Source organism: Phytopseudomonas argentinensis (assembly GCF_900113905.1).
Classification (GTDB): Bacteria; Pseudomonadota; Gammaproteobacteria; order Pseudomonadales; family Pseudomonadaceae; genus Aquipseudomonas; species Aquipseudomonas argentinensis.
In genome coordinates, this window is record NZ_FORC01000002.1 from 544,772 (window position 1) to 559,775 (window position 15,004).

Here is a 15,004-nt window from a genome sequence, read left to right on the forward strand (position 1 = left end):
TATCTGGTTGCGGGAGCCGGATTTGAACCGACGACCTTCGGGTTATGAGCCCGACGAGCTACCAGACTGCTCCATCCCGCGGCCGCCATTCTATTCATCTGAGGCCGGCTGTCAACGCTTATCAGGGAAAAATCTGTTTTCCGTTCAAATGCTTAGCGTATGAGAGCAGCGGTTCCCAGGGCTCAAGCACGCGTCCTGCGGGGGCGCCGGCGTGTTGTTAGGTTGTCCTTCTCGGCCGATCAAACGGCGCGGCTCGGCCCCGATCGCTCGGTGCCAACAGCGCCGCCGAACGATCAAATCACGAACTCTCCCACCACACGGTTGAGGCCAACCGCGAGCTTCGAAACCTCACCGCTTGCCAGGGCAGTCTGGCTGGCGCCCTCGGCGCTTTGCGCCGACAGATCCCGGATGCTGGTGATATTGCGATCGATCTCTCGGGCCACCTGGGCTTGTTCTTCCGCTGCGGTGGCGATGAGGATGTTGCGCTCGTTGATCAGGGTGATGGCCTCGGAAATCTGCTGCAGCGAGCTGTTGGCATTCTGCGCGACCGATGTGGAGTCGCTGGCCATCTGCTGGCTATGCTCCATGGCCCGGACGGCCTGCACGGAGTCGTTCTGTATGCCGCCGATCATCTGCTCGATTTCCTGGGTGGACTGCTGGGTGCGATGCGCCAGTGCGCGTACCTCATCGGCCACCACAGCGAAGCCACGGCCTTGTTCGCCAGCGCGAGCCGCTTCGATGGCGGCATTGAGGGCCAGCAGGTTGGTTTGTTCGGCGATGGCGCGAATCACCTCGACCACCTTGCTGATTTCCTGGGCGCGCGATGACAGCTGCTGCACCTGGCCACTGGTGTTGCCCACGTTCTGGGTCAGGTCCTGGATAGCCTTGAGCGTGCGAGCCACGTTGTCGATGCCGGCGCTGGTGAGTGCGTGGGTGCGCTGTGAGGCGTCAGCTGCTTCGGCGGCGTTACGGGCGACCTCATCAACGGCGGCGCTCATTTCGGTTACCGCCGTCGCCGCCTGGTTGACCTCGTCATTCTGGCGGACCAGGCCACGGCTGGATTCCTCGGTTACCGAGGCCATTTCCTCCGAGGCAGAGGCCAGTTGATTGGAGCTGTCGGCGATGTGGCCGATGGTCTGGCGCAGGTTTTCCTGCATCTGCTGAAGGGCGCTCAACATGGCAGCCGCTTCATCGTTGCCGACCAATACGATTTTTTCCGTCAAATCCTTCTTGGCGATCCGCTGGGCAATCTGCACCGCTTCGCTGATCGGTACGGTAATACTGCGGGTCAACAGGTAGGCCAGCAGAATAGTGGCACCGATGGCGATAGCGATCAGGGTGCCGACCAGGGTCAGTCCGGTGGAATAGGCTTGGCTGGCGCGAATACCCGCCGCTTCGGCACCACGGTCGTTGTAATCGCGCAGGGCGCTAATCTGTTCCTGCATGGCATTGGTCGCCGGCCTGATCGTAGTGTTGATCAATGCCACGGCCGCAGCATTGTCACCGCTGCGCATCATGGGTTCGAACTGATCCAGAAGCCGTGCGTAAGCCTGGGCGCTGGTACGGATATCCCCGTAGAGCTTGCGCTCGTCTTCGCTTGACACCAGCTTCTCGTAGTTATTGACCGCCTCGAAGAATGCCGTCCGGTACCCCGCGAAACCATCGAGGGTTTGCTGGCGAATTTGTGGGTCTTCCGAGGTGGTGCCCCGCAGGCTTTCCAGTCGCAGCCGCAGTACGCCGGCGTTCATCAGGCCTGCCAGGCGTACGCTGGCCATCCAGTTGGTTTCCACGTCCTGTTCGACTTCGCGCAGGGTTTTCATCTGGATGATCGCCACTGCGCCCAGCAGCACGACGATCAACACGATTAATGAGAAAAACAATGCTGCTCGTGGAGCCACATTTATGCGTCGTAGAAGCATGATGATCGCCTTTCGCTGGATGGAACGCCGTTACCTGGGTTATCGGCCGTGGCAGACGTGGCTTCAGTCCACATCCGCCGCGAGGTCGCCGATTTTTCTGCTGCAAGGGGAACTTTCGGATGGCCGGTCATAGGGCGGTAAAAAAGCGCCGTCTGATGTATTCAGGTGTAGCTCTTCCATCAGGAATTGCTGGGCGGATGCGCATTCGCGGAAGACAATGGCAGGCATGCGGCAGATCACTGGCGCTGTAAGGACTGCAGCAGCAGGTGTTGAGTCTTTACAATGCGCTGGCAGTTTTGCGGGCGCATGAAACACCGTATTGCGATGCCCCGGCGAGCGCCGACATGCCGCAGTTGTTCTGATGCGCTGGCGCTAAACCCCTTTAATCTGGGAACACTCGATAATTTGCATGGATAGGCGGCAGAGAAAGATCATCCACGTCGACTGCGATGCCTTCTATGCCTCGGTCGAAATGCGCGACAACCCGGCCCTGGCCGACAAGCCGATGGCCGTGGGCGGCTCGGCTGATCGGCGCGGGGTGATCGCCACCTGCAACTACGAAGCGCGAGCCTATGGTGTACGTTCGGCGATGGCCTCGGGGCATGCGCTGAAGCTGTGCCCGGATCTGCTGATCGTCAAACCACGCTTTGATGTGTACCGCGCGGTGTCCCGGGACATTCACGCGATCTTTCGCGACTACACCGACCAGATCGAGCCATTGTCCCTGGACGAGGCCTTTCTCGATGTCTCTAACTGCGAGCAGTTCGGCGGTAGCGCCACGCGTATAGCCCAGGACATCCGCCGGCGCGTGTCCAGCGACCTGCACATCACCGTGTCCGCCGGCGTGGCACCTAACAAGTTCCTCGCCAAGATCGCCAGCGACTGGCGCAAGCCCAACGGCATCTTCGTGATCACCCCGGATCAGGTCGACAGCTTCGTGGCCGAACTGCCGGTCAACAAGCTCCATGGGGTGGGCAAGGTCACCGCGGACAAGCTAAGCCGCCTGGGCGTACGCACTTGCCGTGACCTGCGCGAGTGGAACAAGCTGCGCCTGGTGCGTGAGTTCGGCAGCTTTGGTGAGCGTCTGTGGAACCTGGCTCATGGCATCGACGAGCGGGTGGTGCAGACCGACAGCCGCCGCCAGTCGATGAGCGTGGAGAACACCTACGATCAGGATCTGCCGGACCTGCCGGCATGTCTGGCGCAACTGCCGGCCTTGCTGGAAGAGCTGGAGCGGCGCATGACGCGCCTGGACAGCAGCTATCGGGTGGGCAAGCCGTTCGTCAAGGTCAAGTTCCACGACTTCACCCAGACCACCCTGGAGCAGGCGGGTGCCGCGCCAGACTTGGAAAGCTACCGGGTGCTGCTGACCAATGCCCATGCGCGTGGCAATCGGCCGGTACGTCTGCTGGGCGTTGGCGTGCGCCTGCAGGATTTGCGCGGCAAGCATGAACAGCTGGATCTGTTCACCAACCTCGGGCAGTAGAGAGCACCGCCAGGCGGGCCCGCGCCCACCTGCCGCGCGTCTGGCTACTGGTCAGGCCACAGGCGGATCGGCTTGCCGCTGGCCGGCCACAGGCGCAACTGGTCGATCGGCGAGATATCCCAGCGCTCGATGGTCGTCAGGCTCTGCAGAAAACGGTTTTCCTGCTCCATCAACGCCGGCGCGCACATTTTGCGGGTGCTGCCGGCGTCACTGAAGGTCAGCTTGTCGCCATCTCGCTGATAGCTGGCGAACCAGTGGTTGCAGCCGGCGTTGCCGTAGGCACGGCCATCTTCGCCGAGGATGATGGTCAAGTGACTGTTGTCGATCAGCGGGCGTTCGCCGATCCATTCCACGCTGTAGGTGCGCTCGGTTTCCAGTTGCAGGGGTTTGCCAGCACAGCCAGCCAGGGCTGCGGCGAGCAGGCCCAGGGCGAGAAGCGGTTTCATCAGGCCTCCTTGTTCAGGCACGCAGGGCAAAGGTGGTTGTCCTGCTGTTTACGCCAGCCCAGCTCGACAAGCCGGGCGTCGGCGGCGGGCGCCTGGGCTTTCTTGCCCAGTGCAGTATCGACCGCGAATTCGAAGTCCAGTTGCTTGCCACAGCTGTCGCAGGTGACTTGCCAGTTGAAGATCGACAGCTCGCTGAAGGCCGGCCCATGGGCAACGGCGACCCACTGGCCAGGCGGGTTGATCAGGTGGCGAACCTTGTCGACCTGCAGGCGCATGCTCAGGTCGCGGCTGCCCTTGAGGCTGACGACCAGGGTGTCGCTGCCCTTGATCGAGCCACCATTGCCGGTGACCTGGTAACGGCCTGGAGCCAGGGCGCGGCACTCGATCAGGGTGTGTTCGGGGTTGAGCAGGTTGTAGCGAAAATCGTGTTCGGCCATGGGTCCTCCGGGTGAGGAGGGCATTCTAGCAGGCCGCGACACCGGCGGGCGGGGTGGCGACGCCAGGGCCTGGCCCAGGCGTCGCGGTGAGGCATCAGGTGGCAGGAAAGACGTCCCGCAGGGCTTCCCGGTAGCAATCGAATGCCGCCACCGCGCCGCTGACGGCTTCTTCACACTGGCTTTCGCTCAGCGCCAGGCCATCGAGCAGGGCAACGAACTGATGCCAGTGCAGGCCTCGGCCATCCGGGTGGGCGGCCAGGTGGCGGGCACCTTTTTCAGCGCTCATGCCGATCTGCCGGGTGTGCTTGAACAGAAACGCGGCACCCAGGTTGGAGCCCTCGCTGCAATACAGCCAGCCCAGCGCGGCATAGATACTGGTCGGGGCAATGGCAGAGGGCGTGGGTGGCAGCGGCAGGCCCAGATCGGTGATGTCGGCGCACACCGCGTCGAAGCGTGGCAGCTCGCTCAGGCCCGGCAGCAGGCGATTGAGTTCGGTGTCGTCGTACAGGGCGCCGATCGAACCATGAAAACGGTGCTGCAGGCGCAGGAAGCAGCCGTAACGCTCGAGGCTGTCGAAAGGCCGAGACTGCATGACCAGCGTATCGACACTGTCGTGATCACGGCGGGTGCCGGCCTTCAGCTGCTTGCTCAGCGGCAGTTGCCCGGGCGACGTCACCGGCATCGTTACCGCGCGCATTGCTGGGGCCTCTTGATCAGACGGGCGCATCGTACGCGTCCTCCTGCAGGCGTTCGATCGCCTGTTCGAGCTCGTCGAGGCCGCTGCTGCGGATCGGCTGATCCTGCTTGAGCTGGGTTTCGCTGTGCTGGCAGGCGGCGCGCAGTTGCGGCACGCCGCAATAGCGGGTGGCACCGTGCAGGCGGTGGATGCGCTCGATCAGCGCGTTGCGATCGCCGTCGGCGCGTGCCTGGCGGATTGCCTGCAGGTCGCCCGGCAGCCCGGCCAGCAGCATGTTGAGCATGTCGGCGGCCAGGTCGGCCTTGCCGGCGGCCAGGCGCAGGCCTTCTTCCTTGTCGAGCACCGCCGTGGCAGGCGCGGCGGCGGCTTCGGGTGGCGGCTCCTGGGGGTTGCCTGCCAGGGTCAGGCCAGTCCACTTGAGCACCACCTGGGCCAACTGGCGCTCGCTGATCGGTTTGGTCAGGTAGTCGTCCATGCCGCTTTGCAGCAACGTGCGTTTCTCGTTGGCCAGAGCGTGGGCAGTCAGGGCGACGATGGGCATCGGCGTGCGGGCGTTGTCGTGTTCCCACTGGCGGATCGCCTCGGTGGTCTGGCGACCATCCATGCCGGGCATCTGCACGTCCATGAACACCAGGTCGAAGTCCTGTTCCTGAGTGATCGCCAGGGCATCGAAGCCGCTGCTGGCGACCGTGACCTTGGCGCCCATGTCATCGAGCAGGGTCTGCACCAGCAGCAGGTTGGCGGCGTTGTCATCGACACAGAGAATGGCCGGTGAGCGTGCCAGGTTATGGCGCACCGCCTGGCGTACCTGCCGTGGCACCAGCAGTTCGATGAGGGCGCGCTGCAGGCGTCGGGTACAAGCCGGTTTGGCCTGTAGCTGGCTGTGCCAGTCGGGCACGCTGTCCTGGTAGAGCGTTTGCTCGGTGGTGGGACAGAGCACCAGGCTCTTGCAACCCAGGCGCTCGAGATTCCAGACGTACTTGTCCAGTACGTTGGGCGGCAGCGTATCGCTGGTGACGCCCAGCACGGCGCAACTGAAGGGTTGTGCGCTGCCGGCCGCCGAGGCGATCGCGTCGTGCAGGCCGTCAAGCTCGCTGAACACACCGACCTGCAGGCCACAATCCTCCAGTTGATGCTGCAGCGCCTGGCGGGCCAGCTCGTGGGCTTCGAGGATCGCCACCCGGCGGCCGGCCAGGGCGCGCGGCTGCTCGTCGACTTCGCTGCGGGCCTTGGGCAGGTTGAGGCTGACCCAGAACTCGGAGCCTTCGCCCGGCGTGCTGTCCACGCCGATCTCGCCGCCCATCTGCTCGATCAGGCGCTTGGAGATCACCAGGCCCAGGCCGGTGCCGCCGGCCTGGCGGGTCATCGAGTTGTCGGCCTGGCTGAAGGCCTGAAACAGGGTGCGCAAATCCTCTTCGGCCAGGCCGATGCCGGTGTCGCGCACACTGATGCGCAGCTGCGCGCGGTCGTTGCTTTCTTCCTCGAGCATGGCGCGGATGACGATGCTGCCTTCGCGGGTGAACTTGATGGCATTGCTGACCAGGTTGGTCAGCACCTGTTTGAGGCGCAGCGGGTCGCCCGACAGCCACACCGGGGTGTCGCGATAGACCAGCGAGAGCAGTTCGAGCTTCTTCTCGTGGGCGGTCGGCGCGAGGATGGTCAGGGTATCCTGCAGCAGGTCGCGCAGGTTGAAGGGGATGTTTTCCAGCACCAGCTTGCCGGCTTCGATCTTCGAGAAGTCGAGCACCTCGTTGATGATGCTCAGCAGGCTGTCGGCGGATTTCTCGATGGTGCTCAGATAATCCTGCTGGCGCGGGCTCAGCTCGCTTTTCTGCAGCAGGTTGGTGAAGCCGAGGATGCCGTTGAGCGGGGTGCGAATCTCGTGGCTCATGTTGGCCAGGAACTCGGACTTGATGCGGCTGGCTTCCAGGGCTTCCTTGCGGGCGAAATCCAGCTCGATGTTCTGGATCTCGATGTTTTCCATGTTCTGGCGCAGGTCCTCGGTGACCTGGTCGATGCTGTGCTGCATTTCCTCCTGGGCGGCCTGCAGCGACTCGGCCATGCGGTTGATGCCCGACGCCAGCTCGTCCAGTTCGTGGCTGCCCAGGGGCGGAAGGCGGGTTTCCAGCTGGCCGTCCTTGAGCAGGGCGACGCCATGCTTGATACGCAGCAGTGGGTCGTTGATGCTGCGGCTCATGCGCAGGGCCAGCAGGCCGGTGATGATCAGCCCGGTGACCACCAGCAGCAGGCTGGTGAGCAGGCTGCGGTAGCCGCTGAGCAGGGTGTTGTGGTGCGACAGTTCCAGCTCCACCCAGCCGATCGGCTCGGCTTCGGTGCTGGCCCTTTCCTCGCCACTGAGGGTCAGGTGCTGGGCCATCACCGGCAGCAGGAAACGCGTCGCGTCCTGGCTGCTGTGTTCGGCGATATCCACGGTGTCGCTGTCGATCACCGGGCGCTCGTTGAGCATGCTCGGGCCGGCGTGGGCCAGGCGGTCGCTGTGGGTGGCCAGGAAGCTCACCGCGCGCACGTCCGGCTGCTCCAGCGCCTCGGTGGCGATGCGCTGGAGCAGCGCCTGGTCGCCATGCAGCAGGGCGGGGGCGGCCAGGGGCGCCAGTTGTTCGGCGATCATGTGGCCGCGTTGCAGCAGTTGCGCCTGCAGCCCGGAGAGCTGCATCCAGATGAAGTAGCCGCCCAGCACCAGTGCCAGCAGGCTGGTGGGCAGCAGGGTAAGCATCAGTACCCGGCCCTTGATGCCGATATCCTTGAACACGCAATGCCCCCTTTCGACGATGCCAGGCAGTGTAGCGATTCCGGCCGGGCGACGCTTGCCCGTCGTAAGGCGGGTTACGGGCGTCCGGGCAATAGGTAGAATCGCTCGCATTTGCTTTGCAGAGCCACTTTGTCATGACCCCTTCATCCAGCAGCCCCACCCGGATTCTCGCGGTCGAAGACGATCCGTCCCTGGCCTCGCACCTGCAGGCGCACCTGCAAGGCCACGGCTTCGAGGTGACCCTCAGCCACGATGGCTGCGAAGGCCTGCGCCTGGCCCGCGAGCAGCACTTCGATCTGATCCTGATGGACATCCTGCTGCCCGGCAGCAACGGCCTGGACGTGCTGCAACGCCTGCGCAAGCAGCGCCATGTGCCGGTGATCCTGATGTCTGCCCTTGGCGCCGAGCAGGATCGCATCGCCGGTTTCAGCAAGGGGGCCGACGACTACCTGCCCAAGCCGTTCAGCCTGGGCGAACTCAGCGTGCGTATCGAGGCCATCCTGCGTCGGGTCGCCTACGAGCGGCGCGGACAGCCGCCGTTGCAGGCCGATGCCCTGAGCTTTGATGAAGAGCGCTGTGACGTCTGCCACGATGGCCAGTGGGCGATGCTCACCTCGACCGAGTACCGGCTGCTGGAAACCTTTTCCCGGCACGCCGAAGAAGTGCTCAGCAAGGCTTTCCTTTACCAGCATGTGCTGCACCGTGGTTATTCCCAACACGACCGCAGCCTGGACATGCACGTCAGCAACGTACGGCGCAAGCTCAAGAGTATCGGCTACAGCGGCAAGCGTCTGGAGTCGGTGTGGGGCAAGGGTTACGTGCTGACGGCCCGGGAATCCTGAGGTGCCGGGATGGCATTCGCTGTTCTGGAAACTGATCGTCGGCTTGGCGCTGTTCTGCCTGCTGACCGTCAGCATGCACCTGGACCTGGAGCAGCGGGTGTACGACTCGATGTCCACGCTCTCCGCCAGCAGTCGTCAGGAGCTGACGACGTTCGCCCGCGAGGCGGAAGGTGCCTGGCGTGAGCGAGGCCGAGTCGGCCTGGACGCTTTTCTGCGCGACTTCTACCAGCGCGAACAGGTCTGGATCGTGGCGGTGGACGAGCACCACCAGTCGTTGTCCAGCTGCCCGCTTAGCGAGGAGGAGGCGCTGCGCCTGAGCTTCGTGCGGCGGCTCGATCAGAAGGTCGGTCGGCCCGGCGGTCGGCCGGTTTTCTATGTGCCCTTCAGTGATGGCAGCGGGCGCCTGGTGATGGAGCTGCCGGCGCGCCTGGACCCACGCACCGACCGCCCCCTGTGGGAGTTCTTTCTGCGCAGCGTGCTGCCGGCCTGCCTGGCGATTCTGCTGGGTACGCTGTTGTACCGCTGGCTGATCGCGCCGCTGGTGATTCTGCGCCGCCAGGCCAACAGCCTGAGTGCCGGCGACCTGCGCGCCCGGGTCGGTCCGCAGGTGGCGGTCCGCCAGGACGAGCTGGGCGAGCTGGGGCGCGCCTTCGATCACATGGCCGAGCGCCTGCAGGGCACGGTGGTGTACCAGCGGCGCCTGCTGCGCGACCTGTCCCACGAACTGCGCACGCCGCTGAGCCGCCTGCGTGTGGCCAGCGATGGCGAGAGCGACCCGCAGGTGCTGCGCCAGCGGCTCGACCGGGAAATCACCATCATGCAGACCCTGGTGGAGAATTCCCTGGAGCTGGCGTGGCTGGATTCCGAACGCCCGCAGTTCGCCCGCGAGCCGATCCTTGTGCTGCAACTCTGGGACATGCTGGTCGAGGACGCCTGCTTCGAAGCCGGCTGGTCCAGCGAGCGCCTGCTGTTCGAACTCGATGAACACTGCACGGTGTACGCGAACCTGACCAGCCTGGCCCAGGCCCTGGAAAATCTGCTGCGCAACGCCATTCGCCACTCACCGCCGCAAGGGCGGGTGCGCCTGAGCGGCGTGCGGGAAGATGATTGCTGGCACCTATGCCTGGTCGATGAAGGCCCCGGTATCGATGAGCGCTACCTGGAAACCATTTTCGAACCCTTCGCACGGCTCGACAGCGCCCGCCCCGGGGACGGCGGCTTCGGCCTCGGCCTGAGTATCGCGCGCAGCGCCATCGCCCTGCAGGGCGGCCGGCTATGGGCACAAAGCCCGCCAGGCAGCGGGCTGCAGATGCACCTGTTGCTACCCGCCGGCGAAGTCGCGGAGCAAAATGTATAGACTGTAAATGACGTTTACTCTCATATGATATTAACTATCATTTGCGCCGTTATCACGGCGGGAAGGCTCTAGGAAGCGCCTTCAGAAGATCCACTACCGCCGTTTTCGCCCGCCTGGGCCTGACAATCATGCGGTATGGGGACGTCGATGAATCCAAAGTACAAACCGAGTCTGCTGGCCACGGCCATCATGGTGGCGTTGGGTGCGCCGACGGCAGTCACTGCACAAACCAGCGAAATCACCCTCGATGAGGCGGCCGTCAGCGACGGCCTGCAGGTCGAACAGGGTGGCCAGGCACTGGAAATCGGCGAAACTCGGATCATCGGTACCGCCGAGCAGGAGCTCAAGCAGGCCTCGGGGGTGTCGATCATCACTGCCGACGATATCCAGCGTCACCCGCCGGCCAACGACCTGTCGGAGATCATCCGGCGCATGCCGGGCGTCAACCTGACCGGCAACAGCGCCAGCGGGCAGTTTGGCAACAGCCGGCAGATCGACCTGCGCGGCATGGGCCCGGAAAACACCCTGATCCTGATCGATGGCCGGCCCGTCGCCTCGCGCAACGCGGTGCGCATGGGCCGCTCCGGGGAGCGCAATGGCCGCGGCGACAGCAACTGGGTGCCGGCCGAGGCGGTCGAGCGCATCGAGGTGCTGCGCGGCCCGGCTGCTGCCCGCTATGGTTCGGGGGCAGCAGGCGGGGTGGTGAACATCATCACCAAGGCCCCCGGCAAGACGGTCTCCGGCTCGGTCACCGCTTACACCAATGTGCCGGAAAACAGCGATGAAGGCGCGACCCGGCGCTTGAGCTTCAACACGGCCGGGCCGCTGACCGACAACCTGTCGTTTCGCGTGTACGGCAACCTGAACAAGACCGAAGCCGACGACGCGGCACTCAACGAGGGTTACGCAGTGGGCGCCAACCCCGCGCCGGCCGGGCGCGAAGGGGTACGCAACAAGGACATCAACACGCTGTTGCGCTGGGACGTCACCGCGCAGCAGAGCCTCGAATTCGAGACCGGCTTCAGTCGCCAGGGCAACATCTACGCCGGCGAACGTGCCCAGGATCACCCCAGTACGGTGGCCAACACCAATACGCTGCTGGGCCGTGAGACCAATACCATGTACCGCCAGACCGCGGCGATCACCCATCGTGGCGACTGGGACATCGGTACCTCCCAGGTCGGTATCTCCTACGAGAACACCCGCAACCGGCGGATGGCCGAAGCACTCGCCGGCGGGCCGGAAACCGGCATCAGCGGACAGACCAAGTCGACGTCCGAACTGGACAATTACCGCCTGCATGGTGAGCTCAACCTGCCACTGGAACTGGGTTTGCACCAGACGCTGACCGTTGGCGGTGAGTACCTGCGTGAAGAGCTCGACGACCCGTACTCCAATGGCCAGGCTGCCTCGTTCGGCGGCATCAGCCTGCCTGGGTTCGCCCAGGGCGCGCGCAGTGGCAAGTCGGATGCCGACAACTACGCACTCTACATCGAGGACAACATCGAGCTGACAGCCGACTGGACGCTGACCCCGGGCCTGCGTTTTGACGACAACAGCATCTTCGGCAACAACTGGAGCCCCAGCCTCAACAGCGCCTACAAGCTGACCGATACCCTCACCCTCAAGGGCGGCGTTGCCAAGGCGTTCAAGGCGCCGAACCTGTATCAGTCCAACCCCAACTACATCTACTTCACCAAGGGCAATGGTTGCCCGGATGGTTCGGGTGGTGGTGGCGGCTGCTACATCCTCGGCAACGCCAATCTGGAGGCCGAAACCAGTATCAACAAGGAACTGGGCATCGCCTTCGATGACGCGGGCTGGGTCGCCGGGCTGACCTATTTCCACAACGACTACAAGAACAAGGTCGTGGCCGGGATGGGCGATGGCTCCGCTCCCATCCAGGTGCTTCCGGGCGCCGGCAACTACGCCGAGGTCTATCAGTGGGTCAATGCACCCAAGGCCATCGTCTCCGGTTGGGAGGGCAATCTGAGCATTCCGCTGCTTGGCAATCAGGGCGAGACGCTGAGCTGGAGCAACAACTTCACCTACATGATCCAGAACAAGAACAAGAGCACCGGGGAGCCGCTGTCGGTGATTCCCAAGTACACCGTCAACTCGATGCTCGACTGGGGCGTGACCGAAGCCCTCGATCTGTCGCTGGTCGTCACCCACTACGGCAAGCAGGAGCCTCGGCGCCTGACCAGCCAGGGCAGCGCCGCCTCGGGTGATGCATTACGAGCCAGAGACCCGTACACCCTGGTAGGCCTCAGCGCCGATTACCAACTGAACGATAACTGGCGCTTCGGCGCCGGCGTCAACAACCTGTTCGACAAGCAGATCCGCCGTGAAAGCATCGCCGGTGGCGAAGGCGCCAACACCTACAACGAGCCTGGCCGGGCGTTCTATGTATCGGCAACGGCTTCATTCTGACGAGCTGCATCCAGGCCACCGCCCTCGACCAGGGTGGTGGTTTTGCATGGAAACGGACTGACCCGATGGCTGCCGATTACATCACCGACGTTGCCTACCCGCACTTCTTCCAGCTTGAGACCACGCCGATCTGGCTGAGCTTCGCCGCGCGCGCGCTGGGGCGCCCGAGCCCGGATCTGCGCCAGCCCTACGTATCCTGCGAACTGGGCTGCGGTCAGGGCTTCGCCACGCTGCTGCAAGCCGTCGCCAACCCCCAGGGCCACTTCGTCGGCGTGGATTTCAACGCTGCGCACATCGCCCACGCCAGGGCGCTGGCACAAGCGGCCGGTGTAACCAACGTGGAATTCGCCGAGGACAGCTTCCAGGGCGTGCTCGAGCAGGCCGAGGCGCCGCCGCGTTACGACTTCATCATCCTGCACGGCATCTACTCCTGGGTATCGACGACGGATCAGCAGCGCCTGCGGCAGTTCGTCGAGCGCCAGCTCAAGCCCGGCGGCATCGTCTTCGTCGGCTACATGGCCCAGCCGGGGCTGGACTTCTTCGCGGCGCCGCGGCGTTTCGTCCAGCAGTACGCGCAGACCCTGTCAGGCAATTCGGCCCAGCGTGTGGTCGAGGCGCTGCGGGCGCTGCAGCGCCTGGCCGCAAGTGGGGCAGGGCTGTTCGCCCATGACCGCCAAGTGGCGACCTATGTGCAGCGCTGCCTGCAGGACGACCCTCACTACCTTGCCCATGAGTTGCTCAACGAGCACTGGCACACCTTGCCGGTCGCCGATGTGATGGCCGCATTCGAAGCCTGTGGCACTTGCTACATGGGCAGCGCCAGCCTGATGGACAACATCGACGATCTGTCCCTGCCTACCAACGTGACCGAGCAGCTGGCTGGCCTGCAGGGCAGTGCGCTGCGGGAGACGTTCAAGGATCTTGCCCGTAACCAGACCCAGCGCCGGGATCTCTACCAGCGCGATACGCGGGAACTGGATGAGTATGCCCACAAGGCGGCGCTGTGCGATCAGGTGGTGGCCGCGTTGCCAGGTGCGCCGACCCAGGGCTGCGTGACGTTCGATACGCGCATTGGCGCGGTCGAAGGGGCCGAAAGCCTGTTTTCGCCGATCCTGCAGGCACTGGCGCAGCGGCCGCAGAGTTTTCCCAGCCTGTTGCGGCTGCCGGCGCTGGCCGGGCAGGCCGGCAGCATCAGCCCGGCGCTGCAGGCGTTGGCCGCGGCAGGTCATGTACACCCGCTACTGCCCGGGCAGGTCAATGTGGCCGCTTGTCAGGCCTTCAACCGGGTGATCTGCGAGCGTGTACTGGCAGGCGCCCGCTATTCCCATCTGGCGGCACCGAGCCTGGGATCGGGGGTGGCAGCGAGTTTCGTCGAGATGGCCGCCGCCCGCGTGCTGCTCGACCATCCGACGCTGCGTGGCGCGCCGCTGGGCCAGACCGTGGATGCCTTGCTGCGCAAGGTCGGCTGGCAACCGCTGGACGAGCCGGCCGACTCGCTGCAGGCCCAGTTGGAACGCTTCGAGCGTGACACCTTGCCGATCTGGCAGCGGCTTGGGGTGGTCGGCTCATGAACCGGTGGCTGAGCACTCTCCTCGTGCTGCTGACCCTCAGCGGGGCCGCCGTGGCCAAGCCTGATCTGTCCCAGCCACTGGGCCCGACCCTGGCCGATCGCGGTTCGCCGCATTACCGTTTCAGCCGACAGGAACTCGCCTCGGTCGACGGCCAGCGCCACTACCGTGTCTGGATCGCCATTCCCGAGCAGCCCGCGCCCCGGGCAGGTTATCCGGTGCTGTACCTGCTCGATGGCAACGCTGCCCTGGGCGCTTTGCAGGACGCGCAACTGGCCGATCTCGCCAGGCGCGGGCCGCCGGTGCTGGTGTTTATCGGCTACGCCACCGACCTGCGCTTCGATGCGACGGCGCGCGCCTATGACTACACGCCGCCGCTGCCAGGCGGCGAGCCGGTGATCGATGACATCGCCCGGCAGCGGCGTGGCGGCGGGGCGGATGTGTTTCTCGACCTGATCGAACAGCGCATCAAGCCCCTGGTGCAGGCCCAGGCGCCCATCGACCGGCAGCGTCAGAGCCTGTGGGGGCATTCCTACGGCGGTCTTCTGACCCTGCACGCGCTGTTCACCCGGCCGGCAAGCTTCCAGCGCTATATCGCCGCCGATCCGTCGTTGTGGTGGCAGGGCGGGTTCATCCTCCAGGAGGCCCAGGCTTTCACCGCCAACCCGCGACCCTTCGACCTGACGCTGCTTACCGGTGGTGCGGTGCGCGAACGCCCGCCAGCTGGCAACGACGCGGACCCGCAGGTGCGTGCCCGCCGTGAAGCCGTCGCAGCACTACCGGCCAATGCCGCCGAGCAGTTGGCCGAACAGCTGGCAGTTAGCGGGCACGGCCCGGTTCGTTATCGACGTTATCCCGATCTGAGCCACGGGCCGATGTTGCCGGCCTCGCTGGGCCCGGCGCTCCGCCTGAGCGCCGGGGATGACGGCGGCATTGCCCGGTGGGTACCGCATTGAGTTACCAGGGATTTACATATGTAAATGACAATCTTGCGCATTTGTGCGGCAGTATTGCCGTTGCCGCGCCACGGTCGTCGGAGGCCGTGGCAC

The 15,004-nt window shown here is 64.6% G+C and carries 11 protein-coding genes and 1 tRNA gene; 6 read left to right on the plus strand and 6 right to left on the minus strand.

The window, feature by feature from the left end; translation table 11 throughout:
- Nucleotides 1–4: 4 nt before the first annotated feature.
- Together BM154_RS11050 and BM154_RS11055 are read right to left on the minus strand one after the other, a co-directional pair.
- Nucleotides 5–81 (minus strand) — tRNA-Met (locus BM154_RS11050).
- Between the two features lie 212 nt (nucleotides 82–293).
- Complete coding sequence (locus BM154_RS11055) at nucleotides 294–1,919, minus strand: methyl-accepting chemotaxis protein (protein WP_074883269.1); 1,626 nt, start codon at nucleotides 1,917–1,919, stop codon at nucleotides 294–296.
- 409 nt (nucleotides 1,920–2,328) lie between these two features.
- Here BM154_RS11055 and dinB point away from each other — a divergent pair, with 409 nt between their 5' ends.
- A complete protein-coding gene (gene dinB, locus BM154_RS11060) occupies nucleotides 2,329–3,405 on the plus strand; it encodes a DNA polymerase IV (protein WP_074883271.1) in 1,077 nt (358 codons plus the stop codon).
- Between the two features lie 44 nt (nucleotides 3,406–3,449).
- Here dinB and BM154_RS11065 read toward each other — a convergent pair whose 3' ends face one another.
- The 4 genes from BM154_RS11065 to BM154_RS11080 all read right to left on the minus strand — a co-directional run bounded on the left by BM154_RS11065 (nucleotide 3,450) and on the right by BM154_RS11080 (nucleotide 7,755).
- Complete coding sequence (locus BM154_RS11065; protein WP_074883274.1) at nucleotides 3,450–3,851, minus strand: META domain-containing protein; 402 nt, start codon at nucleotides 3,849–3,851, stop codon at nucleotides 3,450–3,452.
- Complete coding sequence (locus BM154_RS11070) at nucleotides 3,851–4,288, minus strand: hypothetical protein (protein WP_074883277.1); 438 nt, start codon at nucleotides 4,286–4,288, stop codon at nucleotides 3,851–3,853. The genes BM154_RS11065 and BM154_RS11070 overlap by 1 nt, the downstream gene beginning before the upstream one ends.
- 94 nt (nucleotides 4,289–4,382) lie before the next feature.
- Nucleotides 4,383–4,985: a biliverdin-producing heme oxygenase gene (locus BM154_RS11075; RefSeq protein ID WP_074883280.1), complete on the minus strand. Its 603-nt coding sequence runs from the start codon at nucleotides 4,983–4,985 to the stop codon at nucleotides 4,383–4,385.
- A gap of 16 nt (nucleotides 4,986–5,001) precedes the next feature.
- Nucleotides 5,002–7,755 (minus strand): ATP-binding protein, encoded by a 2,754-nt coding sequence (locus tag BM154_RS11080; RefSeq protein ID WP_074883283.1) that lies wholly within the window; start codon nucleotides 7,753–7,755, stop codon nucleotides 5,002–5,004.
- Nucleotides 7,756–7,889: 134 nt separating this feature from the next.
- Here BM154_RS11080 and BM154_RS11085 point away from each other — a divergent pair, with 134 nt between their 5' ends.
- From BM154_RS11085 to BM154_RS11105, 5 genes are all read left to right on the plus strand, one after another.
- Complete coding sequence (locus BM154_RS11085) at nucleotides 7,890–8,597, plus strand: response regulator transcription factor (protein WP_074883286.1); 708 nt, start codon at nucleotides 7,890–7,892, stop codon at nucleotides 8,595–8,597.
- 1 nt (nucleotide 8,598) lies between these two features.
- On the plus strand, nucleotides 8,599–9,954 hold the full coding sequence (locus tag BM154_RS11090) for a sensor histidine kinase (RefSeq protein WP_074883289.1): 1,356 nt from the start codon (nucleotides 8,599–8,601) through the stop codon (nucleotides 9,952–9,954).
- Between the two features lie 147 nt (nucleotides 9,955–10,101).
- Nucleotides 10,102–12,387 (plus strand): TonB-dependent siderophore receptor, encoded by a 2,286-nt coding sequence (locus BM154_RS11095; protein WP_074883292.1) that lies wholly within the window; start codon nucleotides 10,102–10,104, stop codon nucleotides 12,385–12,387.
- Nucleotides 12,388–12,452: 65 nt separating this feature from the next.
- The gene (locus BM154_RS11100) at nucleotides 12,453–13,958 is read left to right on the plus strand and encodes a class I SAM-dependent methyltransferase (RefSeq protein WP_074883295.1); all 1,506 of its coding nucleotides are present in this window, start codon (nucleotides 12,453–12,455) and stop codon (nucleotides 13,956–13,958) included.
- Complete coding sequence (locus BM154_RS11105; protein WP_074883299.1) at nucleotides 13,955–14,911, plus strand: alpha/beta hydrolase; 957 nt, start codon at nucleotides 13,955–13,957, stop codon at nucleotides 14,909–14,911. Before BM154_RS11100 ends, BM154_RS11105 begins: the two co-directional genes overlap by 4 nt.
- Nucleotides 14,912–15,004: the final 93 nt, after the last annotated feature.

Bases quoted from the DNA above. Each gene is read 5' to 3' on its own strand.
- BM154_RS11055 (WP_074883269.1), bottom strand. From the start codon at position 1,919: ATGCTTCTACGACGCATAAATGTGGCTCCACGAGCAGCATTGTTTTTC.
- dinB (WP_074883271.1), top strand. From the start codon at position 2,329: ATGGATAGGCGGCAGAGAAAGATCATCCACGTCGACTGCGATGCCTTC.
- BM154_RS11065 (WP_074883274.1), bottom strand. From the start codon at position 3,851: ATGAAACCGCTTCTCGCCCTGGGCCTGCTCGCCGCAGCCCTGGCTGGC.
- BM154_RS11070 (WP_074883277.1), bottom strand. From the start codon at position 4,288: ATGGCCGAACACGATTTTCGCTACAACCTGCTCAACCCCGAACACACC.
- BM154_RS11075 (WP_074883280.1), bottom strand. From the start codon at position 4,985: ATGCGCGCGGTAACGATGCCGGTGACGTCGCCCGGGCAACTGCCGCTG.
- BM154_RS11085 (WP_074883286.1), top strand. From the start codon at position 7,890: ATGACCCCTTCATCCAGCAGCCCCACCCGGATTCTCGCGGTCGAAGAC.
- BM154_RS11095 (WP_074883292.1), top strand. From the start codon at position 10,102: ATGAATCCAAAGTACAAACCGAGTCTGCTGGCCACGGCCATCATGGTG.
- BM154_RS11100 (WP_074883295.1), top strand. From the start codon at position 12,453: ATGGCTGCCGATTACATCACCGACGTTGCCTACCCGCACTTCTTCCAG.
- BM154_RS11105 (WP_074883299.1), top strand. From the start codon at position 13,955: ATGAACCGGTGGCTGAGCACTCTCCTCGTGCTGCTGACCCTCAGCGGG.